The sequence below is a fragment of the Pseudomonas sp. A34-9 genome, from assembly GCF_029543085.1.
Lineage (GTDB): Bacteria > Pseudomonadota > Gammaproteobacteria > Pseudomonadales > Pseudomonadaceae > Aquipseudomonas.
Window position 1 is genome coordinate 2527012 of sequence record NZ_CP119967.1, and the last position, 22760, is coordinate 2549771.

At 55.4% G+C, this 22760-nt stretch carries 18 protein-coding genes; 2 read left to right on the forward strand and 16 right to left on the reverse strand.

Features of this window, described 5'->3' with window-relative positions:
- Nucleotides 1–40 precede the first annotated feature (40 nt).
- Nucleotides 41–862 carry a VanW family protein gene (locus P3G59_RS11345; RefSeq protein WP_277761595.1) on the forward strand — a complete coding sequence of 274 codons (822 nt, stop codon included), beginning with the start codon at nt 41–43 and terminating at the stop codon, nt 860–862.
- Between the two features lie 424 nt (nt 863–1286).
- Here the strand turns inward: P3G59_RS11345 and P3G59_RS11350 are convergent, their stop codons facing one another.
- The 5 genes from P3G59_RS11350 to P3G59_RS11370 form a co-directional block, all read right to left on the reverse strand.
- Nucleotides 1287–1688 (reverse strand): hypothetical protein, encoded by a 402-nt coding sequence (locus P3G59_RS11350; RefSeq protein WP_277761596.1) that lies wholly within the window; start codon nt 1686–1688, stop codon nt 1287–1289.
- A 371-nt stretch (nt 1689–2059) separates the two neighbouring features.
- Nucleotides 2060–2359 carry a hypothetical protein gene (locus P3G59_RS11355; protein WP_277761597.1) on the reverse strand — a complete coding sequence of 100 codons (300 nt, stop codon included), beginning with the start codon at nt 2357–2359 and terminating at the stop codon, nt 2060–2062.
- A 207-nt stretch (nt 2360–2566) separates the two neighbouring features.
- Nucleotides 2567–2857 carry a hypothetical protein gene (locus P3G59_RS11360; protein ID WP_277761598.1) on the reverse strand — a complete coding sequence of 97 codons (291 nt, stop codon included), beginning with the start codon at nt 2855–2857 and terminating at the stop codon, nt 2567–2569.
- 474 nt (nt 2858–3331) lie between these two features.
- Entirely contained in the window at nt 3332–3754 is a 423-nt protein-coding gene (locus P3G59_RS11365) for a HEAT repeat domain-containing protein (RefSeq protein WP_277761599.1), read from the reverse strand.
- Nucleotides 3755–4098: 344 nt separating this feature from the next.
- Nucleotides 4099–4530 (reverse strand): hypothetical protein, encoded by a 432-nt coding sequence (locus tag P3G59_RS11370; RefSeq protein WP_277761600.1) that lies wholly within the window; start codon nt 4528–4530, stop codon nt 4099–4101.
- A gap of 217 nt (nt 4531–4747) precedes the next feature.
- Here P3G59_RS11370 and P3G59_RS11375 point away from each other — a divergent pair, with 217 nt between their 5' ends.
- A complete protein-coding gene (locus P3G59_RS11375) occupies nt 4748–5941 on the forward strand; it encodes an IS4 family transposase (RefSeq protein ID WP_277762136.1) in 1194 nt (397 codons plus the stop codon).
- 152 nt (nt 5942–6093) lie between these two features.
- Here P3G59_RS11375 and P3G59_RS11380 read toward each other — a convergent pair whose 3' ends face one another.
- The 11 genes from P3G59_RS11380 to P3G59_RS11430 form a co-directional block, all read right to left on the reverse strand.
- Nucleotides 6094–6381, reverse strand: coding sequence for a barstar family protein (locus tag P3G59_RS11380; RefSeq protein ID WP_277761601.1), 288 nt, complete (start codon nt 6379–6381; stop codon nt 6094–6096).
- A 6-nt stretch (nt 6382–6387) separates the two neighbouring features.
- Nucleotides 6388–11073 carry an RHS repeat-associated core domain-containing protein gene (locus tag P3G59_RS11385; RefSeq protein ID WP_277761602.1) on the reverse strand — a complete coding sequence of 1562 codons (4686 nt, stop codon included), beginning with the start codon at nt 11071–11073 and terminating at the stop codon, nt 6388–6390.
- Entirely contained in the window at nt 11073–11810 is a 738-nt protein-coding gene (locus P3G59_RS11390) for a DUF4123 domain-containing protein (RefSeq protein ID WP_277761603.1), read from the reverse strand. The genes P3G59_RS11385 and P3G59_RS11390 overlap by 1 nt, the downstream gene beginning before the upstream one ends.
- Nucleotides 11800–13842, reverse strand: a complete 2043-nt coding sequence (gene tssI, locus P3G59_RS11395) for a type VI secretion system tip protein TssI/VgrG (RefSeq protein ID WP_277761604.1) — start codon at nt 13840–13842, stop codon at nt 11800–11802. The genes P3G59_RS11390 and tssI overlap by 11 nt, the downstream gene beginning before the upstream one ends.
- 91 nt (nt 13843–13933) lie before the next feature.
- Nucleotides 13934–14449: an Hcp family type VI secretion system effector gene (locus P3G59_RS11400; protein WP_007949952.1), complete on the reverse strand. Its 516-nt coding sequence runs from the start codon at nt 14447–14449 to the stop codon at nt 13934–13936.
- A 423-nt stretch (nt 14450–14872) separates the two neighbouring features.
- Nucleotides 14873–16252, reverse strand: a complete 1380-nt coding sequence (locus tag P3G59_RS11405; RefSeq protein WP_277761605.1) for a VOC family protein — start codon at nt 16250–16252, stop codon at nt 14873–14875.
- A gap of 88 nt (nt 16253–16340) precedes the next feature.
- Nucleotides 16341–17561: a glycolate oxidase subunit GlcF gene (glcF, locus tag P3G59_RS11410; protein WP_277761606.1), complete on the reverse strand. Its 1221-nt coding sequence runs from the start codon at nt 17559–17561 to the stop codon at nt 16341–16343.
- A gap of 2 nt (nt 17562–17563) precedes the next feature.
- Nucleotides 17564–18613, reverse strand: coding sequence for a glycolate oxidase subunit GlcE (gene glcE, locus P3G59_RS11415; protein WP_277761607.1), 1050 nt, complete (start codon nt 18611–18613; stop codon nt 17564–17566).
- Nucleotides 18613–20112, reverse strand: a complete 1500-nt coding sequence (gene glcD, locus P3G59_RS11420) for a glycolate oxidase subunit GlcD (protein ID WP_277761608.1) — start codon at nt 20110–20112, stop codon at nt 18613–18615. Before glcD ends, glcE begins: the two co-directional genes overlap by 1 nt.
- A gap of 144 nt (nt 20113–20256) precedes the next feature.
- A complete protein-coding gene (locus tag P3G59_RS11425; RefSeq protein ID WP_277761609.1) occupies nt 20257–21183 on the reverse strand; it encodes an alpha/beta fold hydrolase in 927 nt (308 codons plus the stop codon).
- Nucleotides 21184–21204: 21 nt separating this feature from the next.
- Complete coding sequence (locus P3G59_RS11430) at nt 21205–22659, reverse strand: NAD(P)/FAD-dependent oxidoreductase (protein ID WP_277761610.1); 1455 nt, start codon at nt 22657–22659, stop codon at nt 21205–21207.
- Nucleotides 22660–22760 lie beyond the last annotated feature (101 nt).

Sequence of the window (22760 nt, forward strand, 5' to 3'; positions counted from 1 at the left end):
ACGGTTCAAGGAAGAAACGGCGCGCGCCGTTGTGTCACGGATGAAACCACTTTCCCTTTACCACCCGGCCCTGTACTGGCTGCGCGTGTGGCAAAAAAGACTGTTCCGCCAGATTGCCTGGCGCTGTTCCGGCAAACGCTACGCACGCCCCGTCGCCGTAGCCGAGCGTCTGCCATTTCGCTACCTCAAACACACCTCGAAACTCATCCGCAAACTCGGCGACTCCGACCTCGCCCTGCAACACAACAAAGTCATCAACCTGAAACTCGCCGTCGCCGCCATCGACAGCGTCATCATCGCCCCCGGCGAACACTTCTCCTTCTGCCGCCTCGTCGGCCGCCCGACTGTGAAGCGCGGCTACGTTGAAGGCATGGAACTGTCTTTCGGCGAGGCACGACGCGGGGTAGGCGGTGGCATTTGCCAACTGAGCAACCTGATTCACTGGATGGCCATCCATTCACCGCTGGTGGTGGTTGAACGCTCCAACCACAGCTTCGACCCGTTTCCAGATGAAGGGCGGGTGCTGCCGTTCGGCTCTGGCGCGGCGATTTTCTATAACTACGTTGATCTGGTGCTGCATAACCCGACGGATCGGCACTTTCAGCTGAAGTTGAACGTCGGCGAGACACAACTCGAAGGGGAGTTGTTGTGTGATCGGGTTAGGGAATATCGCTATCACGTGTTTCAAGAGGCGCATCGGTTTGTGCGGGAGGGGGTAAGCGTTTATCGGGAGAATGAGATTTGGCGGGAGGTGCGGGAGAAGGGGCAGGTTGGGGAATTGGTGGAGAGGGTGAGGTTGTATCGGAATCGGGTGGTGGTTAAGTATGAGGTGGCAGAAAGCCTCATTGCGGCGGAACGTTGAGGCGAGAATGTGCCAGCGCTTTCTGTCGTTATATACGTGAGGAACGCTTGGCCATCATGAGTCAAACATGAAGGACTCGATTTTCTCAACAAATGCCCATGATTCTGGAGTCGATGCACAAAAAACAGTAAAACTCATAAAATCCGGAGTCAGTGAGTTTGCTGGCTGTTCACACAGCTGGATGCCTGATTCGCAAGTGTAAAAAATGTTCATTTTTGTTGTCTCTGATTTTATTCGGTGTCAATGAATGTTCTGTATCTGTTGAATATAGTAAGGCGGATCAAGAAAGGAGGCAGATTTTTTAGTGTAGAAAATAAATCTGTCCCCTTTCTTCTTTGATTTCTAAGGGAAATCGGGGATCCCTCAGGGTAGGTTACTTTCTGAATAATAAACCGTAGTCTGTCCCCATTAGCGCGATTGTTGTTTAAAGTGGATAATCGCATCGCCATGGGGGGGTAAACAATTCTGGATTGATTTTTAATGTGGCCAGGGATGTGTTTATTTCTTCCTCAGAATCCATGGTTTTTATTTCAGATATGATGATGTCTCTGTCGTCAAGTCCGTCGTTTGTGTTGATTTTTTCGACGGGTATCGTAAATATTATTAGTGCATATTTTGAGTTTTTTGAGTTGTTAATAAAATCGAAATATTGGTGTGGGCCCTCTGTAAATTGATATTTATAAATTGCGTATATTGAAATCCATTTTCTCAGTAGTGGGTCTTCGGATATTATTTCCTGGGCGATAATGTCGTAACCCGTTCCATCGAGACCATACCATACACCTCGTGGGATTTTTTTTTCTGTTCTGTCATTTTTGACCTTCAAATAGGTTTGGCCAATGGATTCGAATTACTTTTCCATCTTTCGGGTACAGTTGCAAGTGTGGTGTAGCCGCATGTGGGTCAGTAGGGCTATGATTTGCTATATAAACTTTTCTAGTCTAAAAATTAGATGCCGGCGTATCATCCCAATGGTAATAAGACTCTTTGCCTTGAGGGTTTTAAAAGTAATCCTTCGCGGTTGTCGAGTTGAATTCTTCGGCATTTCTATATCCTTGGTCTACGAGAAAATAAATCTGTCCTCTTTTTAATTGCCCGCTTTTTTATTTTTTATTATTGTAATGATAAGCAGGAAATAGACCTGCAGTTTTCGAAAGTTGCATTTTTATGAAGGGTTTATTCTCGACTGCATAAAGATTACGCTGTTTTTATTAGATTCAGGGCGTGATCTAGCGCTTTTTCAAGTTCGGCCCAAGTTTTCGCACTTTCGCTGTATATGGGCGACTTCCAGTTTTTATCTGAGATTAGCGATATTCTAAAGGCGCCATTTTCGCTGAATTCTGGGTGCCATCCAATATCTATTATTTGTTCGGGTGGCAGCGATGCCTGTAAAAGGTCCTCTTTTAGTTCCTCGGTTATAAGTGCGATGTCGGATCCAGTTAATGTGGAGAGATCGTCGAAGGTTATTGTTCCTCCGAACGTTATTATCTTATTCATGTTCATCGCTCATTTTTTCCTCTTTGTTAGTTTTTTGAAAAAAAGGGGCTGGAAAATTGGCGTAGGTGCATAGAGTTCGGAGGCAGCGAAGACTGGGGAAGATTGGAAAAAGCTTTGCGCGATGAGGTGCATCATCAGGCCCAGAACCTAGAGTGGATTTGTGGGTATCCCCCAGGGTTTGTCCCCGATTACGCTCGAATATGGCTTTTAGGGCTTCCAGAATTTAATTTCTTCCAAGTGGCGCTCTATATCATCCATATCATCATCTCCAAGTGTTGAGTCAAAGTTCTTGCTGATGATTTTTCTTACTTTGGCAAGGCGCTGAGTAACCTTTTCATTATCAATAAAGTCGGTGGTGGCCTTTCGGTAATCTTCGACGGGTTTGTCCGCGTAGTAGCTTCCCATTTTGTGTAGTGAAATTAGGATGAACTCGATGTCTGCTAGAACTTCGAGTGCATCTTTTCCATTAACTATTATCTGTTTGTTTTTTTCTAGCATCATTTCCGCCGGTTGAATGTTGGATTTTCTAGCTTCGCATTTTCTTTGATCGTAAGCGCCATTGTGCCGTATCTAGGGTTTTTTAACCATCCAGTTGAGAGTCCGGCACGTCTGTTTCAATGTGGTCTCTGCCACGTCCTCTGCCAATTTAATACTTATCTTCAGTCTCAAGTTGGCTTAATGGCTTTTTTTGGCAGGTACCATGTAGACACGATTGTTGTCCTAAGCTTGGATTGCTCCATCACGTTTGACGAAAAGGGACAGACTTATTTTCAGTTTGTAGAAAATAAATCTATTCACTTTTTAGTCAGGATTACTTCCGGCGTTCACGCGATTGCCCTACCACTACAGTTCGGTGATATAGTCATCCTGTAGTTGTGGTGTTTCTCTCCAGCAGGTTGACGAAGTTCAAGCAGTGTCCGTACTTATAGAGGCTTTTTATTCGTCTAAAAAACTCAGACTTTCAGTTTTGTATTAGGAAGCCTGATTTTGTGATTTTTTTAGTAGGTTTTTGAGTTCAGGGTAAGATTCAACTTCTTCATCGGTTAGATTGTCTATGATTCGCTGAATTTTATTAGAGTATTTCTCCTCAATAACTACTTCAGTCCAATCAAGTTCGGAAGCTGCGGCGATTGCTACCTCGGAGAACCTGGAGTCAAGAAGTTTTTTTAATAGCTCTATCGCTTCGGGCGATCGCAACTCTCCGAGAGCAGTAGCGCTTCTTTCTTGCCAGTATTCCTCTTTTAAAAGAATTGTTTCATCAAGTTGTTGCCAGTCCATGGCGTTAAATTTCCCTAAAACGCCATGAGCTACCTGTTCAGTAATGTACTCGTTCCAATTTGAGTCTTTATTCGCTCCAAGCCAGTAGTTATATTCTTCGTAAACTTTGCTGCTCATGATTGATCTCGACTTAAATTGGTGGGGACATAGGCGAATCGCCGGCCGGGAATGAAGAGGTTACAACTCCGTTGTCTTTCAGTATCTGCCACTGCACACCGTCAACTGTTTTGGTGTGTAGGGTAGTTTTAACTCCATCCATTTCTCGCATAAGAACACCTGGTGTTGCGGCTACATCATCAGTAACCCAAAGTATTTTATTCAAGGATAGACCTTGTTAAATGCCGAGAAAGGGGAGAGGTTCCAGAGGGTAGATTATAGACACAAAAAAAGAAACCGTGGTATGTCCCCGTTTTGTCTCATTGCAATTGTAGTTTTTCTCCTTTGAGTTGTAGTTTTATTTTCTAAATTTTCTGAACTGGATACGTGTCGCCCGTTATTGCAATTGATCTTCCATCTGATTTTATGTCTTCGATGCTGTTAATAACTACTTCAAGTTCTCTTGAGTTGGGGAGTAGAAAGTAAAAAAGCTCGAAGTAAAGATAATTTTTTATAAGGTTGGCAGCCAAATTGTGATGGTCTTTTAAAATTTCATTAAAGGTTGGGTAACCTAGTTTTTTTAGTTCGAGAATGTCAGCGTAGCCTTGCTCAGAGTCATCAATTTTGCATTCGGCAATAAATGAGTTTGCATGGTTGATGAAGTTTTCCGGGAATTCATCGTTGTTTATTGTCATTTCGTATTTTTTTGTTTCGAGAATTAATTTCTCGCCGAAGCCAAGGCTCCTGTAAGTGACCGTGTTTAGATTGACTTCTGCGCCGGCTGATTTAAATATCATGGAAATTCTCTAGTTGGTATTAGCATGATCGTACCATCCTCTTTAAGCGTTATTGAACCTGATGATCTATAAGCTTCACCTGCTTTCTAGGAGAAAAGGGGACAGATTCTGAGAAATCCCCGCTTTTTCCTACGAGAAATCAAGAAGTTGGGAATTGAAGAGACCTGCACGGGGCGGCAGCTTGTATTGCACCACACAAAAACAAGATCCCGATCCCATGCAGGCCATCCGACTCTTACACAGCGCGCTCGCTCAAGCACTTCCCACTGTCCACTCTCGTCGTCTGAAAACGCTAATGTGTTGTGTCAGTTCATTACTGCGCGGTCGTCGTCTGACGCTGACAAGACTTGGGCGATTCATGTCAGGCAAGGCTTACCCCAAACATGCCATCGAGCGAGTGGGTCGGTTATTGGGAAATCGCCATCTGCAAACAGAACGTTCGCTGTTTTACTGGGTCATGTTGCGAGCACTGCTGGGATCCCTGAAACACCCCTTGATCCTGGTCGACTGGTCACCGATTGACGCGGCGGGAGAGTTCTTTTTGTTACGCGCCGCCATTCCGCTGGCTGGGCGCTCGTTCCCAATTTACGAAAGTGTTCATGAGCGTGAAGGATGCCCAAAATATCAAAAACGCTTGCTGCAAACGCTGGCTGAACTGCTCCCCAAAGACTGTTTGCCGGTCCTTGTGGCCGATGCCGGTTTTCGACGACCTTGGATCAGGGCTGTCGAGGCGCAAGGCTGGTATTACGTGGCTCGGGTGCGTAACCGCGATCTCTACCGCAGCGACTCAAACACCTGGTTGCCAGTGAAAAACCTTTACGCGTTGGCGTCGTCTTCACCGAAGTCGCTGGGCCATATTGAGATGACCCAAAGTGCTCCGCATTTCATTAATTTGTACTGCGTCCGACACCGGGCCAAGGGGCGAAAGCATCAACGCGTCACCGGTTCAATCGCCAAAAACAAGCTCAGCAGGCAATCGGCTAATCGTGAACGAGAGCCGTGGTTGCTAGCCAGTAACCTGCCAGAGGATCAATGGAATCCATCGAAAATCGTGGCGATTTACAAGCAGCGGATGCAGATAGAAGAAGGCTTCCGAGATGTGAAAAGCGAGCACTTCGGTATGGGCTTAACTCGCCATCGAAGTCACTGTCCGCGCCGAATTGAAGTGCTGTTGCTGATCTCCGCATTGGCTAACTACATCATCTGTTTAACCGGGTCACAGGCCCGCGAAGCAGGTCAGGAGCTCCGCTTTCAAAGCAATAGCCTTAAACGTCGGCGGGTGTTGTCGCTGTGGCGACTGGGGTTGGAATACTGGTGCAGCGGGCGTGGCTCAACGTCTCGAAAAACCTTGGAGAGACTTGAGCACGCGTTGCGAGACGAGGTACATCAACAAGCACATGCATTGGGATAGGTTTGTGGGGATCCCTCAGGGTCTGCCCCCATTTTGTCGTGAGTGACAGATCAGGATAAGACACGTTTAGAGCGCGAGAGGGTGGATGGCAGTTCGGGGAAGACCATCTTCAGACAAAACAAAATGTGACTTCCTCCCCGGTTACACCTTTACTATTTCAATTGGTAACTGAATTTCTCATCCAGCCCAAAGCTTTCATCTTGATTTTTTACTCGATCGAGAATGATTAATATTTTTCTATACGAGTCACCCATTAGCTCTTCTGAATGTTTTGAGTTTATCCAAATTAATTCAATTGGGCGCTCTACGTCGGTACTGAGTAGATCCCAAAGCGCATTAAGATTATTTCCGTAGTATTGAGTAACAGAAAAAGCAGACGCTATCCGCTTATGGAATTCTTGCTCAGATGAGATGGATAATCCATCAAGCTCAACTATCATTTTGATTTACTTCCACTTTCCAATAGGGGTGACAGTTTCGTAATGGTCACTTGTGATGTAAAGCAGTCCGTCATCTGAGTAGAGTAGCCTGGTTCCAGGCTGATTGCTCCGCGACATCGTGTTATTGAGACCGACGTCAGCTTCATACCAGGTTCGGCCGGGGGCTGAAGGAAGTACGTTTGTATCGTTGTAAAAAACATCACCGCCTAGCTGCCCACCAGGAACGCTATTGTTGACTGCTTTACCTTTTTTCCATCCGCTTTGTGTTGCCTGAGCTTTTGTAACGTAATTTGGGGGAAGATCACCAGTGGCCCGCAAACTTTCGACTAAGGGATTAGCAGCCTCAGTCGTTCTAAGATCACGCTTCATGGCTTCGTATTTGGCGGCGTTATGAGCGGAGTTGTTATAGGGTTCAGGCTCATCACACTCTTTACTTGCTAGCCCCAACGGATCCACCCACCCCGTAGGGTTCGGCACGTACTGGTAGCTATTCAACCCACCCGCAAGCTTGATCGGATCCGGCGTCAAAAATCGTCCAGTCCCCGGATTGTAGTAGCGGTGCCGGTTGTAATGTAACCCCGTCTCGGCATCGAAATACTGACCCTGGAAGCGCAATGGGTTATCGATCTCGCTGACGTCCAGCGCTGCGAGATTACCGTAGGCTCGATACTTCGCCGACCACATGATTTCACCGCTGTAGTCTGTGAGCTCCTGCGGTGTGCCGAGGTGGTCGAGTTGGTAATAGAACGGCGTGGCTTTAAGTGGGCCTTCGCCATCGAGCATCGCCAATGGACGGAAGCTGCCCGGTTCGTAGATGTAGCTGCGGTAGCGGTTCTCGGCGCTTTCAGCGATCAAGCGTTCGCCTTGCCACAGAAATTCAGTAGTGTGGCCGTCGACGGTTTTTTCTATCCGTCGACCGAAGGCATCGTATTTGTAGGTTGCAATGCTGCCACCCGGCAAGCTAACGCCGATCAAGCGGTGTTGGCAGTCGTAGCGGTATTCGGTGACCAGTTTCTGACCTGTACCACGCCGTTCGCGAATCAGATTGCCGTAGGCGTCGTAGTCATAATGGCGGTCACCCTGCATCAGCAGGCGGTTGCTTTTGACGTTGGCGAGGTTGGCGGTGCCTTCATTGCTTTGGCCCAGCAGGTTGCCCGCCGGGTCATGGGCGAAGCTTTCCGGAGTAGCGCCGCGCACGCTGATTAGGCGGTCGAGGGGGTCGTAGTGGTAGCTGCGATTGCCTTTGCGGCTGTCATCGATACCCGCGAGATTGCCATTGGCGTCGTAGTTATAACGACGCTGGAACAGGTTCTTGTCTCGCTGGCCGACGGTGTGTGCTTGCAGACGGCCTTGCTCGTCGTACTGGTATTGGCTGAGCAGCAGGCCTTGCTGGCGCTGTCGTTCGCGACCGGCGCTGAACTGGTGAGAGGTCAGGCGCGAACCATTGAGGTCGATGCTGCTGAGTTGCCCGCCGGGCTGGTGACGGTAATCGAGTTTGCTGCCGTCAGGGAGGCGGCAGTGTTTGAGCTGACCGACGCTGTCGTACTCGTAACGCAGGGTGCCCCAGCCTTGGTGTTCTTCGATGAGGCGGTCTTGCAGGTCGTATTTGTAGGCGAGCGGCCAGTGGCCGTCGTCGACGTTTACGAGGCGACCGAGGGCGTCGTAGCTGTAGTGGATTTCCTCGCCATCGGCCAGGGTTTTCACCAGCAGTCGGCCAGCAGCGTCGCGCTGGTACTCAGTGACCAGTTCGCTGCCGTCGTCACCGAACTCTGTTTTCTTCAGCAGTTGACCGTTGAGGTCGTACTCGTAAGCCGTGCGGCGGCCGTCGAAGCCGGTTTCTTGCTGGATAAGGCCATTGGCGTAATAGTTGAGTTGGTAGTGTTCGCCGCGCTCGTTTTCGATTTCAGTGAGCAGCAGGCGCGAGTTGTCGTAGCGGTAGAGCAGTTGGCTACCGTCAGGATTGATGCGACGACTGACGAGGTGCAGGTTGTCGGCGTACTCGTATCGGGTGATGCGGCCAAGTTCATCGCGTTCAGCGGTGACATTACCGTAAGCGTTATAGGTAAATGCACGGGTTGCGCCGCCCGGCATTGTGACTTGGGCGAGGCGATTAGCGGCGTCCCACTGGTATTGGGTAATGGCGCCAGATTCTTCCTGACGGGTGATCTGCCGACCCAGTGCGTCGTAGCGATACTTGCGTTGGCCACCATCGGGCAGGCGCTCTTCCAGCAACTGGCCGAGGTTGTTCCAGCCGAGTTGATGGCGGCTGCCGTCCGGGTGGCGAATCTCCAACAGACGCCCTTGGGGATCGTAACTGTAGAGCGTGGCATTGCCGTCCGGATCGATCTGCTGGGTGATATCACCCTGACGATTGCGTTGATACTTCCAACTGGCCTTGCCGCGATGCACATCGCTGACGAAACCGTTGATGTATTCGTACGTGGTGGCTTCGTCTTCCGGCGGGATGACGGCAGTCATCAAGCCGTTGTCGTCGTAGCGGTACTCGGTGACCGCTCCTAACGGATCCTTTTCCGCGACCAGCTGGCCTTTTTCATTGTAGGCCTTGAGATGCTCGGCGCCGTCCGGGTCGACCTTGCTGATCAGTCGCGCCTGATCATCGTGGGTGTACACCTCTTCGCTGCCGTCGGCGTTGGTTACGGTTACGCTGCCTTTGTCATCCCAGGCGTAGTGCGCTTCCATCTGCGAGAAGTTGGCCCAGTGACGGGTGCAGCGAGACAGTTTGCCTTCGTTCTCCCACTCCCAGTAGAACGCCGCACCACCCGCCAGTTGCCGCTCGAGAATGACGTGCTGTTCGTTGTAGCGATAGCGTTCGGCTTCACCGGCGGCATTCTTCGCCTCGATCAGGCGATGCTGGGCGTCATAGCTGTAGGTAACCAGCGTCTGCACGGTGTTCCAGGTGTCTTCAAGATTGTCCGCAGGCAGAAACTGCTGATAGTCGACCGCAATGATGTGTTTGCGGTCGTAACGCAGAAGCAGGGCACGGCCGGCACCGTTGTCGAGACGTTTGATTCGGCCGTGAATGTCCCGTGTGACGTGCTGTCGATTGCCATAGCTGTCGCTGATGGCGATCAGAGTTGCGCCTTTGCTGTTAAAGCGGAAATGGTAAAACGATGGGCGTTTACCTGCTTGGGCCAGGACCAGTTCGGAGGGATCGTCACCGAGAAAAATGGCGGCTCGCGAGAGGCTGTTGGTGATGGCTGGACGTTGTTCACTCGGGAGCGGGAAGGGCGTAGAGCGGTTTTCGTGGTCGGTCCAAACGACTTCGTCGCCGTTGATTTCGAGGCGATGTGCCAGTGCGTGGCTCCAGCCATATCCCAAGCCGCAGTCAATTTCCACGGCGCTGGTTCTGTATAGGCGGGTCCACTCAAACGGTAGCAGACCATCCAGTTGACCATCGGTCAGCGTCAGTAACTCTTCACCGGTAACCATCGAAACCGGGCATTTGTCGACGCGCGTGCAAGACACGGGCTCAGCGCTTTTATTTGCGGGCGTCGTGGCTTGTCTTGAAGCATCGTCACCGTGCGCCCCAGTACCTAGACGAGCGTTTGCTTTACCATCGAATCGAACTTGCACTACGCCTTGTTTAACTTGCCTTCCAATACCGCGCGCGGCCACTGGAACGTACTTGGTAACGTATGCCATGAAGCCTTTAATAATTTCAAAGATTGACTTAACAAAATTAATAACGGCTTTAAGGACGATTTCTCCGTATTTCTTGATCCGTGCGGCGAGATAAATCAGGCCCGTGCCTTCGGCGGCCACTGTCAAAACAATGGAAATGACGATATCGATGGCAATGCCCACGACAGCCGCCGTAGTCATTTTTGCGGCATCGCCTGCGGTTTTCATCGGTGGCAGGCTGGCCAGCCATATAACCGCAGTGTGCATCATGAGGAAAAGCGCTGCTTCGTCACTGGCTAAAAGCATGGCCTTTTTCATGACATCAGGGGCAGTTTTTGCTACATCGATTAGCTCTTGGGCACCTTCGCCTAGTTTTTTTCCAAACTTTCCAGGATCTTGAAGGATATCGAGAACAAGTTTGATCCCATCCCAAACGCCTTTAATTGCCTCCCAACCACCGTCGAGGATGCCATTACCAATAGCCATGACGGTACCGGAGAGCGACAGACTGGACCATTGCTGCCGATATCCGTTGGGCCCCGTCCATTTTTTGCGAAGAAAACCTTCCAGTTCGCTGTTGAGCCCCTTGTAAGAATCAAACAGCGTGTTTATCTGCGTTGGTGTCACTTCGTTGTGAACACGGATTATGTAGCGTTTACCCGGTACGCCATCTGACCAACTCGCTTTACCTTGAGCGTCCAGTTTGACCTTGTGGGTCGAGGTGCCATCCTCTGCGACTACCTCAACTTCAATATTGCCCAGAGGAATGTCGTAAAGCGATTCGAACTTGCTCTCGATCAGTAGAGGCCCTTTCAGCGGGCACTTGGCCACAACGCTAAAGTTGCCATCTGTCATGCTCACCGCGGTTGATGAACCGCCGGCTTTGATGATGCGCTCCATGCCCAGCAGGGAAGGTTTGTTGGTTTTGTGGCTGACTTCATCAGCCAGACTTGCATACCAGGAATGAGTTTGTTTCTGGTAAATCGTCAGGCTGTTCTTGAAATTCTTCAGTTGGTTGTCAACGAAGGCAATGCGTTCCTTTGCGATCATCAGCCTTGCTCCAGAATCAGGTGGTTTAACAGTGCTTCTTTAAGATTGTCCGGCGCATTCGGGCGGCGCACGAAACGGCTGACTTTCAACTTCAGGTTGTTTTCGGGCCAAGCGGTGTAGATGTCCGGGCGATCTTCTTCCAGCCACTGCATCAGGTTGCTGATCAGCGTTGACGGGTTTTCCTTGGCCAAGCCATCCAGCAACGGCTTCGGTACCTCCCACCAAGGCCAATCCTTCACCCTCGGCACAACCCGCGTCCCAACCTCCAGCGCTTGCCCATTAATCAAATACCGCTCAAACACCGGCATCACTTCCCCAGCCTTCTCCCCAAGCCCATGCAGAATCGGGTAAATATGCCGCCCATCCCAAAACCGGAAAAACACCTCGGTCCCGTCCGGCATCTTCACCTGCGTCAGACTGCGCAAGTGCTCGAACACGTCGTTCGGCTCCGAGCGCGACACCGCCAGCCAGCCCCATTCGAGGGCATCGGTTTCAGCGATCCACGGCAGGAACGCGGAATTGGCTTTGAGCTCGGTGACGTAGGGCATCACCGGTTGCCAGGTGGAGTAGGGCGTGCCGCCCCAGATCGGGATGAGCTGGGCGGTGGGTTCGGTCAGGTACAGGTTTTTCAGCGCGTCGGAATCACTTGCTGCACTGATGATCAGGTACAGGCGCTCGCCATTTTGCAACGGTTGTTGCGCCAGCCAATCCTTGGGTGTAATTCGATCAGATGGCACAGGCACCTGCCTTGCATTTTTCGCATTCTTCGCAGAACGGCGCGTTACGTTTGAGGGTGTTGATCTGGGCCGGGGTCAGGACCTGGCCGGCCTTGTCGGCGTCGGCCTGTTTGAGGATGCCAGGCATCAGCGGGGCGGCGCCGGTGCCGCTGCCGGGACTGCCGCCGGAGTTCATGTTGATCACCGGGCCGCTCATGGTCACGCCGCCGGCATCGATCTTGATGAAGCTGCCGCCGCCGATCAGGGTCAGCTCTGCGCCTGCTTCCATCACCACTTTCATGCCGCTGCTCAGGTGGATTTCCTGGCCGGCGTCGATGAACTGGCCGGTGCCGATCTTGATGTGCTGATTGACGCCCACGGTGAGGTGGTCGTTGGCGCGGGTTTCGACTTTGCGGTCGGCGTAGACGGTGTGGTGTTCTTCGGCTTTGAACTCGGTGTAGCTGTTCTGCTCGACGGTGTCGTGGCGTTCGTTGCCGACGCGGATTTTCTGGTCGTGCTCGATGTTTTCGTCCCAGTCGCGCTGGGCGTGCAGGTAGATCTGTTCCTGACCTTTTTTGTCTTCGACGCGCAGTTCGTTGTAGCCGCCACCGCCCATCGAGCTGAGGGTCTTGAAGGTGCTGCGGGTCTTGTTCGCCGGCAGTTCATAAGGGACGGTGTTTTCCTTGTGGTACAGGCAGCCGCTGATCAGCGGTTGATCGGGGTCGCCTTCAAGGAAGGTCACCAGCACTTCCATGCCGATGCGCGGGATGGCGATGCCGCCGTACTGGGCGCCGGCCCAGGCGCTGGAGACGCGCAGCCAGCAGCTGGTCTTGTCGTCGGCCTGGCCTTCGCGGTCCCAGTGGAACTGGACTTTGACCCTGCCGTACTGGTCGCAGTGGATCTCTTCACCTTTCGGGCCGGTGACCACGGCACTTTGGCTGCCGAGGATGCGCGGTTTCGGGTGGCGCAGGGGCGGGCGGTTCGGCACGTCCCACGGGGTGGCCTGGAAGCGGTTGCGGTAACCCTGGTGGAAATCGTCTTTCAGCGCAGTGGTGTCGCTGGTCACCGACTCTTCGAGCACTTGCGGCTGCTTGCCTTCGTGGAGGACTTCGGTGAGTAGCCAGAGGTCGTTCCACTTGGCCTTCGGGTGCGCGGTCAGGGCGAGGAAGTGGCCGCTGACCAGCAACGGCTGGTCACTTTTGCCTTCGGCGAGCTGGAAGTCGCTGCGGTGGCGTTCGAGGGCGCGTTTGGCCAGGTGTTTGCCGCGCTCGCGGTCGATGAAGCGCCCCGGGTAATCGTAGTCTTCGAGGTCGGGCAGGGCGTCGCCGCGCTGTTCGCTTTCGAGGGTGATGCGCGGTTTTTCGAAATCGTAATCGCGGCGGGTGGTGCGGCTGGTACGGGTTTCCAGGCGCAGGTCGAAGCGCTTGATCACCGGGTCGCTGGCGACCATGCCGGAGTCTTGCTGATAGGCCACCGGCTTGAGTTTCGGGAACACCGTCTGGTCATCGCCGAACACCAGTTTGTGCGCCGTCGCCGTGTGCTCGAAGTGGTAGTGGATACCCTCTTCCTCGCACAGGCGCTGGATGAAATGCAGGTCCGACTCATCGTATTGCACGCAGTAGACGCGCTCGGGATAGATCGAACCGGTCTTGAATTCGTAGGCGTTGCTTTGAATACCGTGCTCTTCGAGGACCATGCCGATGATTTTTGGCACGGTGAGGTTCTGGAAGATGCGCTGATTGATGCGATGCGCCAGGTAGGACAATTGCGGACGCAGGGTCACCGAATAACGGGTCAGGCGTTTGCCCGAGTCGCCTTGCGCGGCGCGGTAGATCTGGCCGTGGATGCCGCTGCCGTCAGGCGACAGTTGCAGGAAGGCCGGTTTGTGCAGGAGGGTTTCGAGGTCCAGCGACGGCTGCTCACTGACCAGCTCCACCTCAAAGACAAAAGGCTGGCTGATGGCTTCCCGACCGGTCAGGGTAAACACCTGAAAGTCAGCGGAAAGACCTTCGATGGTCAGGGCAAAGTGGGTTTCATTGGCCGGCGCGAACATCCCTTGTTCCTCGTGCTGTCACAAAAATCTGGAGTTGCGAAAACAACATCGACCAGCAGAGCTGGCCGATGCTTGTAACGATCAGCCGTAATTAAACGACTGGAGCACGCCAGTCATCGGAACCCGAAGTACCGGATACTTCGTGGGTCCAGGTGATTTTACGGTAGGTGAACTGCACTTCTTCCAGGTGGGTGAAGTGCGCGTTGCCTGGATCCTGGCAGTTGTGCATTTTGTTGTTGATGGCGACGATGATCGCGTCTTCCAGTTTGGTGGTGTAGTAGTGCTCTTGAGTACCTTGAGCAGAAGTACGGTACCACTGGATAACGATTTCGCTCATGCGCTCGCCGGAGGTCAGAGCAGCTTGCAGCAGAGGCGAAGCCTTGTCGTAGACCTTGGTGATCACAACTGGCTTGTGAACGCGCTGACCGGTTGGCTGACCGGATTGCGGGTCACGCGGGATGATCACGTCGTGGGTGAAAGCCTGAACCATAACCTGGTCTTCGTGGCCTTCCTGGTAGGTGTTGCCTACGGAGTCAGCGGTGAAAGCGCCTGCAGTGATCAGGCCTTGTTTTTCGCCGGTAACCGACATGTACGCTGGTGTTGCCATGGGGTGCTCTCCTTGCGGAATAATTTAAGGTGCCCGGGAGGCGAAATCGCCCGGTGGGTGCCTGACTGTTATCAAGGAGCGTGCCAACAATTGCGGCGACCATGCGGGCCGGGGTGTTTGTCTGATTTTTCAGGCGCTTGTGAGAAATAAAAGGCTCGCCCAACGCAAAAGTGCGCAAGAAGTTGCGCAGTACTGCGCAACTTCTTGCGCACTTGGCTGCAGGCCTTGTACGGCGAAGCTCTCAGCGGTTTTCTAGGTCTTTTTTGCAAATCAAGTGCGCAACTTCTTGCGCATAATGGCCAGATGCTTTCATTTGCCTGAAACGGCTGCCTCAAGAGCAAAAGATCGCAGCCTTCGGCAGCTCCTACAGGAAAAATGCATTCCAACTGTAGGAGCTGCCGCAGGCTGCGATCTTTTCGACCGTTACCGGCAAAGTGCGGACAGACACTCATCAATCGAACGCTGCTGCGTCGCGGCATATAACCCCAACTCATCAATGGTTGCGCGCCCCAGTGCCTGCTCGAAGGCCTGCCGATTGGAATGCTCGCCATAATGCGCCTGCGCCGCATCGCCAAGGTTTGACTGAAAAATCCCCGCTGCACTGACCGGCAGAAAATCTTCGTACACCAACGGCTCAGCTTTCACATAACCAGCGCGCAACAAGTCCTCCAGTGACGATTGCCCAAGTCCTCCTGCCGCGAGGCCCTTTTCCGTAGCGAAATAACGAAAGTACGCCAACCCTTGTTCACGCATACCCTCGACACTGTCAGGGAATTCGCCAAAGTGCTGGGCCATCAGCGCGTTGTAGCGTGCGGCGTTGGCTTCGTTAGGGAAGTCGCCGAGTTCATCGCGTGCGGCATTCAGCAAGCGGTCGTATAGCGCCCGGCCCTTGGGCGTGAGTGCTGCGCCGCGCTGTTCGATCTCGCCGAATCGCGCGCTGTGACTGCCAAGGGTTTCGCTTTGATCGGTGAAGGCGATCGGCTCGTCCAGCGCCTTGAAACTGGTCTGGCGCAAGAGGATCGGGCTCTCCCGGCGCGGCGGCCCTTCGATCACGGCTTTCGGGGTGATGCCATGGGCCGGCATCTGTTCCTGAACGCTGTCGATGTCCAGCGTGCGCGGCGTCAGGTGATTGATGTGCGGGCCTTTGAACGCCACCACATCGGCGATCAGGCGATGTTGGGCGCTCAAGGTCTGATATTGCGCGGCAGTTACCGTAGCGCTGTGATGCCAGCGAAAGGTTTCCAGTGCCTGCAGGACGAATGCCTCGGTCTCGCTTTCATTCAGTCCCCCTGCGGTTTCAGCTTGCGCGATCAGGCGTAATGCTTCCGGGGTAAAGATCGAACGCTTGGCCAGCACGGATTCGGCAAAGGCGCGCAGCTGCGGATCTTCAATCAACTCCAGACGCAATAACGAGGTGAACACCCGAAACGGACTGACTTGCAGCGCTTGTTCATGCACCGCGCGAAATGCCGTGGAATGCACCGGCACGCCCGCCGGGGTCAGGTCGTAATAACCCACCGGTTGCATGCCCATCACCGCAAACAGGCGGGCGAGGGTGGCCAGTTCCGTCGCGGTGCCAACGCGGATGGCGCCATGGCGCTCCATGTCCAGCCGTTCGATTTCGCCGGTGCTGTCGAGTTGCCGGGCGATGTCTGGCTGACGTGCAAGCACCTCGCGATTGGTCTGCTCCACCAGTTGCATCAGCGCGCCGTACAGCGGCACTTCTTCGCGGTACATGTCGGACATGGCTTTGGAGAAGCGTTGGCGGATCAGGTCGGGGCTGACGAACGGCTGCAAGGTCATGAAAAAAATTCCTGCCACGGTCACGGAATGGATGAGGGAAAAGATCGCAGCCTTCTCGCACGCGGGCAAACGAAGAATCCTACGAACTTCATTCTGCCAACGACTGATCCACCAGTTCGATCCAATGCATCAGGCGGGTGCGCCCAGCACTGGCCAGATGGCTCTGACAGCCGACGTTGGAGGTGACGATCAGCTCAGGGCGGCCGCTTTCCAGCGCATTGAGGCGATTGTCGCGCAGTTGCCGGGCCAGCACCGGTTGCGTCAGCGAATACGTGCCCGCCGAGCCGCAGCACAAATGGCCATCGGGCACGGCGGTGAGATTGAAACCGAGGCGGGTCAGCACGGCTTCCACCGCACCGCCCAGTTTCAACGCGTGCTGCAACGTGCACGGGCAATGCACGGCAATCCGCCGTTCAGTGGCAGCGCAGATCTGTTCGAGCGGTTCCTGTGCAAGTACCTGCACCAGATCCAGCGTGCGCTCGCTGATTTCCCGTGCCTTGGCCGCATACACCGGATCGTCTGCCAGCAAATGCCCGTAATCCTTGATGAATGCGCCGCAACCGCTGGCGGTCTGCACAATCGCTTCGGCACCGTTTTGCAGGTGCGGCCACCAGGCATCGATGTTCTGCCGGGCGCGGTCGAGGCCTTTGGCCTGGGCGTCGAGGTGATAGTCCAGCGCGCCGCAACAACCGGCCTCAGCCACCGGCGTGACACTGATGCCCAAGCGATCCAGCACCCGCGCCGTGGCGTCATTGGTGTTTGGTGATAACCCCGGTTGTACGCAGCCCTCAAGCAACAACACCTGCCGGGCATGACGCGGGGCGGGGCGCAAACCGCAAAGCGGCTGAGGCTGTGGCAGTTTGCTTTCCAGGATTCGCGGTAGCAGCGGCCGAAACGTCGTGCCCACCCGCAACAAGCCTTTGAACAATCCCGGATTCGGTGCCAATGCGCGCAATCCCTCGCGCAACAGACGCTGCGCCGCCGGGCGTGGCACCGCTTGATCGACCACCGCGCGGCCGATGTCGAGCAGGTTGTGATAGTCGACGCCGGACGGGCAGGTGGTTTCGCAGTTGCGGCACGACAGGCAGCGGTCCAGGTGCAGTTGTGTCTGCGCGGTTGCCGGCGCGCCTTCGAGCACTTGCTTGATCAGGTAGATACGTCCGCGCGGGCCATCGAGTTCATCGCCGAGCAACTGATAGGTCGGGCAGGTCGCATTGCAAAAACCACAATGCACGCAGGTGCGCAGAATCTTTTCCGCCTCGGCGGCGCGGGGCAGCTGTCGCGATTGTTCGCTGAGGGTGGTTTGCATGGCTAGAACTCCGCGTACATCCGCCCGGGGTTGAACAGTCCTTGCGGGTCGAGTTGCGCCTTGAGTTGCCGGTGATAGCGCAGCAGCGTCGCGGGCAATGGCTGGAACGGCGACTCGCTGGCACCGTGGCTGAAACAGGTGGCATGGCCCCCTAGTGCCTGCGCGAGAATGTGGATGTGCACCGCGTCTGATTTCAGCCAGCGTTGCGCGCCGGCCCAGTCGATCAACTGCTCGCCGGGCAAGTCCAGTGGCCCGAGATTGTTCGGTAATGACAAGCGCCACAACGGCCGGCCTTCATCGAAAAACGCCAGCCGTTGCTCATTCAGATCACCCCAGAACTGCGAGTCCAGTGGCTCACCACCGAGTCGTTGATGCGCCGCCGTCACCGAGCCTTCACCGCCCTCAAGACGCAGATACAGGCTCTGGCCATCGTGGCACGCGGCACTGATTGGCAACGGTTGTTGACCCCACTCGGCAAGCTTCGCCAGCGCCTGTGCGCATGCCATATCGAGGCGAATGCTCAGGCACTGGCGCGGTTTGGGCAGGACTTTCAGCGACACTTCGGTGAGCACGCCGAGGCAGCCGTAACTGCCGGCCATCAGTCGCGACAGGTCATAACCGGCGACGTTTTTCATCACTTCGCCGCCGAAACGCAGGTGCTGACCAAGACCGGTGATCACCCGCGTGCCGAGGACGAAGTCGCGCACCGAGCCAGACCACGGTCGGCGTGGCCCGGACAACCCCGTGGCGATCATGCCGCCGACGGTGGCGCCTTCGCCGAACGCCGGCGGCTCGCAGGGCAGCATTTGTCCGGCAGCATCCAGCGTCGCCAGCAGCTCGGACAACAGCGTGCCGGCGCGCACCGTAATCACCAATTCTGTCGGCTCGTAACGGACGATGCCGCAGTGGGCACGGGTGTCGAGCACTTCGCCGGCCACCTCGCGGCCGAGAAACGCTTTGCTGTTGCCACCCTGGATTTTCAGCGGCGTGGCATTCGCCCGGGCCTCGTTGACCTGATCGAGCAGGGCGCTGGCGGCGTCAACATCGGCCATCAGAAACGCTCCAGTTCGGGGAAGGGCAATTGTCCGGCGTGAATGTGCATCGCACCGAATTCGGCACAGCGGTGCAGGGTCGGGATGTTCTTGCCGGGGTTGAGCAGGCCTTGGGGATCGAACGCGGCTTTTACCGCGTGAAACAGGCGCAGTTCATCATTGTTGAATTGCGCGCACATCTGGTTGATTTTCTCGCGGCCGACGCCGTGTTCTCCGGTGATGCTGCCGCCGACCTGCACGCACAGTTCGAGAATCTTGCCACCCAAGGCTTCGGCGCGGTGCAGTTCGCCCGGTTGATTGGCGTCGAACAGGATCAGCGGGTGCATGTTGCCGTCGCCGGCATGAAACACGTTGGCCACGCGCAAACCGTATTCTTCGCCGAGGCGGGCGATGCCTTGCAGGACACCGGGCAATTCCCGGCGCGGAATGGTGCCGTCCATGCAGTAGTAATCGGGCGACAAACGCCCGATGGCCGGAAAGGCATTCTTGCGCCCGGCCCAGAAGCGCACGCGCTCGGCTTCGTCACGGGCCTGACGCACTTCGGTGGCGCCGGCCGCGGTCATGACGTCGCGCACCCGTTGGCAATCGTCGTGGACGTCGGCTTCGACGCCATCGAGTTCGCACAGCAGAATCGCCTCGGCATCGACCGGGTAACCGGCGTGAATGAAGTCTTCGGCGGCGCGAATAGCGAGGTTGTCCATCATCTCCAGACCGCCGGGAATGATCCCTGCCGCGATGATTTCGGCGACCGCGCGGCCAGCCTTTTCCACTGAGTCGAAACTGGCCAGCAGGACTTTCGCGACCTGGGGTTTGGGCAGCAGTTTGACCGTGACTTCGGTGATGATCCCCAGCAAGCCTTCGGAACCGGTGAACAACGCGAGCAAATCGAAACCCGCTGAATCGAGGGCGTCTGCACCCAGGGTCAGGCGTTCGCCTTCGATGGTCAGTACTTCGATTTTCAGCAGGTTGTGCACAGTCAGGCCGTACTTGAGGCAATGCACACCGCCGGCGTTTTCCGCGACGTTGCCGCCGATCGAACAGGCGATTTGCGAGGACGGGTCCGGCGCGTAATACAGGCCGAAGGGCGCCGCTGCCTGGGAGATCGCCAGATTGCGCACCCCCGGTTGAACCCGCGCGGTGCGGGCTGCCGGGTCGATGTGCAGAATATTATTGAAGCGCGCCATCACTAACAGCAGGCCCTGTTCCAGCGGCAAGGCGCCGCCGGATAACCCGGTGCCAGCGCCACGGGCCACCACCGGGACGTGCTGTTGATGGCAGAGTTTGAGCAGGGTTTGCACCTGCTCGAGTCGACGGGGCAGGGCGACCAGCATCGGCGTGGTGCGGTAGGCGGAGAGGCCGTCGCATTCGTAGGGTTTGAGTTCCTCCTCGCGCCATAAAATGTCGAGGTCCGGCACGGCGTGCTGCAGAGCCTTGAGCAACTCAGCCTTGTTCACCTGCGGCAACGGGCCGTCGAGGCGTTCGTCATAAAGGATGTTCATCTCAGGCCCTTACCCTTGATCGTTTGATCGTTCCCACGCTCTGCGTGGGAATGCAGCCCGTGACGCTCCGCGTCACTGGACGCGGAGCGTCCCTTGAGGCATTCCCACGCAGAGCGTGGGAACGATCGGGGGCAGGGTGCGTTGTCATCTTTGGCTTCCCAAAAACTCGCGATACAGGCGCGCCGTATTTCCCGGCTGTTCGACCATCGGCATATGCCCGACGTGATCCCAGACATCCACGCGCAAATTGGCGATGCCCTTGCTCCACACCGGAACGCTGCTGACGTCGATCAGCCGATCCTTGCGCCCCCAGAGCAACAGCGCCGGGCATTTGATGTCGGCCAGTTTCGGCTCCATCGGCGGGCTGGCGCGAAAATCGCGGAAGATCTCTTCCAGTTCATCACGTTGTTGTTCGTAGCGCTGGGCGATGGCGTCAAGCACCAGGTTCGGCACCCACGGCGGCGATTCCATGGTCATCGCATAAAAGCGCCGAAACTCTTCCCGCGAATTGATCAGAAACGGATTATGCCCGCGTGCCAGATGCCGCTCCATGTCGCTGGCCTGCGGCGCGGTGACGCCCGCCGGGTCGATCAGCGCCACCGAGGCGATCCGGTCGGGATAAGTCGCCGCCAGCCACGCCGCGATGTAGCCGCCCATCGAGTTGCCGATCACATGGACTTTCTCCACGCCGCAAACGTCGAGCAACTGGATCATGCGCTTGGCCTGCAACGGAATGTCATAGCCGCCGCCGGCCTTGAAGCCGGTTTCGCCATGACCGGCCAGATCCGGGATGATCACCCGATACTGGCGCACGAAGTGCCGGGAAAAACGCAGCCACAGGTTTTTGTCGGCGCTGTAGCCATGCAGCATCAGAATCGCGCTGGCCGCTTCATACGGCCCGCCCTGCCAGGTCGAGACGGTCATCTCGGTAATCGGCACTTCGATCTTGTGCAATTTGTACAACTTGGCCTCGATGGCCATGTTCAGGTCATACAGCCAATGACCGACCGCCGGATAGCTCAACCAGCTCCAGGCCACGAAAACCGCGAGGGCGACAAACAGCAAAAGCATCGACGTCTTCCTTTTACGTGTTCAGGACAGAATGTGGTCGGCCGGTTTCAGCGCCCGGGTCAAGCGGTGATAGCTGAAACTGAAGCCGGGAAACATCGCGATCACATGACCGCTCTTGCTTTGATACCAACTGTGGCAGCCGCCGGACTTCCAGACCGTGCGCTCCATTTCCCGGTGAATCATCTCAGTGTAGGTACGTTCCGCTTCGGGGCGCACTTCGATGCTGCGCAGACCCTTGGCCTGCACGGTACGAATGCAGTCGAGGATGTAGTTCATCTGCGATTCGATGATGAACAGCGCCGAGGTGTGACCGATGCCGGTGTTGGGGCCGGTGACGATAAACAGGTTGGGAAAGTCCGGCAGGCTGGTGCCCAGATACGCGCGCGGGTATTGCGCCCAGACATCTCTGAGTTGCACGGCGTTTTTTCCACTGACCGGGTAGGAAATCACGCCATCGGTGGCGTCGTAACCGGTCGACCAGACAATCAGATCAACATCGATATGCTGGCCGTCCTGAGTGTTGATTCCGGTTTCGTCGATGGACGCGATGCCTTGCTCGCGGGTGTGCAAGGTGACGTTGGCACGACTCAGCGCCGGGTAATAGGTACTGGACACCAGCACCCGTTTGCAGCCGATGGTGAAGTCCGGGGTGAGTTTCTCCTGCAGCGCCGGGTCCGGCACCTGGCGTTTGAGAAAACGCAGGGCGTGCTGCTGGACCAAGTGAATCGCCGCTTTCGAGTATTTGAACGCGATAACCCGCGTTTCGAACTGCCAGTAAATCAGCCAGCGCAATAGTTTGTACGCGGGTTTGCGGCCGAGCAGCCAGCGTTGCAGCGGTCCGAACTGGCGATCGGCGCGGGGCAGCACCCAGTGTGGCGTGCGCTGGAACACGTGCAGTTGCTCGACCTGCGGCGCAATGGCCGGAATCACTTGCACCGCACTCGCGCCGCTGCCGACGATGGCCACGCGTTTATCGCGATAGTCGTAGCTGTGATCCCAGTTGTTCGTATGAAAAGTCTTGCCTTGAAAGCGATCCTGGCCGGGAAAGTGCGGGATGACCGGTTGGCTCAATGGCCCGGTGGCGTTGATCAGGAACTGCGTATAAAAGGTGCCTTTGCTGGCGGTGTGCACGGCCCAGCGTTTTTGTGTGTCATCCCATTCGACGCGCTCGACGTTGGCTTGCAACTCGACGCGCTCGCGCAAACCGAACTGCTCGATCACGTGCTCGGTGTAGCGCTGCAGTTCGGCCTGCCCGGCGAACATCTGCGACCAGCGGTATGGCGCAAACGACAGCGAATACAGCGGCGACGGCACGTCCACCGCCGCGCCGGGGTAGGTGTTCTGGCACCAGGTGCCGCCAAAGAAGTCCCTTCGCTCCAGCAGGCGAAAATCGTCGATCCCGGCTTTGAGCAGGTTGATCGCGGCACATTGGCCGCCAAAACCGCTGCCGATGATCAACACTTTATAGGTGTGCATGGGCCTCCTTCTTATAGTTGTTTTTCCATTTTGCTCCTTTCATGTATAGCCAAATATTTGCCCTGTGCGCGGCCCTGATGTCGCTCTATTCAGCCCGCTGG

Excerpts from the sequence above, each read along its gene's own strand:
- P3G59_RS11400 (WP_007949952.1), bottom strand. The coding sequence starts at position 14,449 with ATGGCAACACCAGCGTACATGTCGGTTACCGGCGAAAAACAAGGCCTG.
- P3G59_RS11365 (WP_277761599.1), bottom strand. The coding sequence starts at position 3,754 with ATGAGCAGCAAAGTTTACGAAGAATATAACTACTGGCTTGGAGCGAAT.
- P3G59_RS11405 (WP_277761605.1), bottom strand. The coding sequence starts at position 16,252 with ATGACCTTGCAGCCGTTCGTCAGCCCCGACCTGATCCGCCAACGCTTC.
- P3G59_RS11385 (WP_277761602.1), bottom strand. The coding sequence starts at position 11,073 with ATGATCGCAAAGGAACGCATTGCCTTCGTTGACAACCAACTGAAGAAT.
- P3G59_RS11345 (WP_277761595.1), top strand. The coding sequence starts at position 41 with ATGAAACCACTTTCCCTTTACCACCCGGCCCTGTACTGGCTGCGCGTG.
- P3G59_RS11430 (WP_277761610.1), bottom strand. The coding sequence starts at position 22,659 with ATGCACACCTATAAAGTGTTGATCATCGGCAGCGGTTTTGGCGGCCAA.
- glcD (WP_277761608.1), bottom strand. The coding sequence starts at position 20,112 with ATGAACATCCTTTATGACGAACGCCTCGACGGCCCGTTGCCGCAGGTG.
- tssI (WP_277761604.1), bottom strand. The coding sequence starts at position 13,842 with ATGTTCGCGCCGGCCAATGAAACCCACTTTGCCCTGACCATCGAAGGT.
- P3G59_RS11425 (WP_277761609.1), bottom strand. The coding sequence starts at position 21,183 with ATGCTTTTGCTGTTTGTCGCCCTCGCGGTTTTCGTGGCCTGGAGCTGG.
- P3G59_RS11375 (WP_277762136.1), top strand. The coding sequence starts at position 4,748 with ATGCAGGCCATCCGACTCTTACACAGCGCGCTCGCTCAAGCACTTCCC.
- P3G59_RS11370 (WP_277761600.1), bottom strand. The coding sequence starts at position 4,530 with ATGATATTTAAATCAGCCGGCGCAGAAGTCAATCTAAACACGGTCACT.
- P3G59_RS11380 (WP_277761601.1), bottom strand. The coding sequence starts at position 6,381 with ATGATAGTTGAGCTTGATGGATTATCCATCTCATCTGAGCAAGAATTC.
- glcE (WP_277761607.1), bottom strand. The coding sequence starts at position 18,613 with ATGGCCGATGTTGACGCCGCCAGCGCCCTGCTCGATCAGGTCAACGAG.
- P3G59_RS11355 (WP_277761597.1), bottom strand. The coding sequence starts at position 2,359 with ATGAATAAGATAATAACGTTCGGAGGAACAATAACCTTCGACGATCTC.
- glcF (WP_277761606.1), bottom strand. The coding sequence starts at position 17,561 with ATGCAAACCACCCTCAGCGAACAATCGCGACAGCTGCCCCGCGCCGCC.
- P3G59_RS11360 (WP_277761598.1), bottom strand. The coding sequence starts at position 2,857 with ATGCTAGAAAAAAACAAACAGATAATAGTTAATGGAAAAGATGCACTC.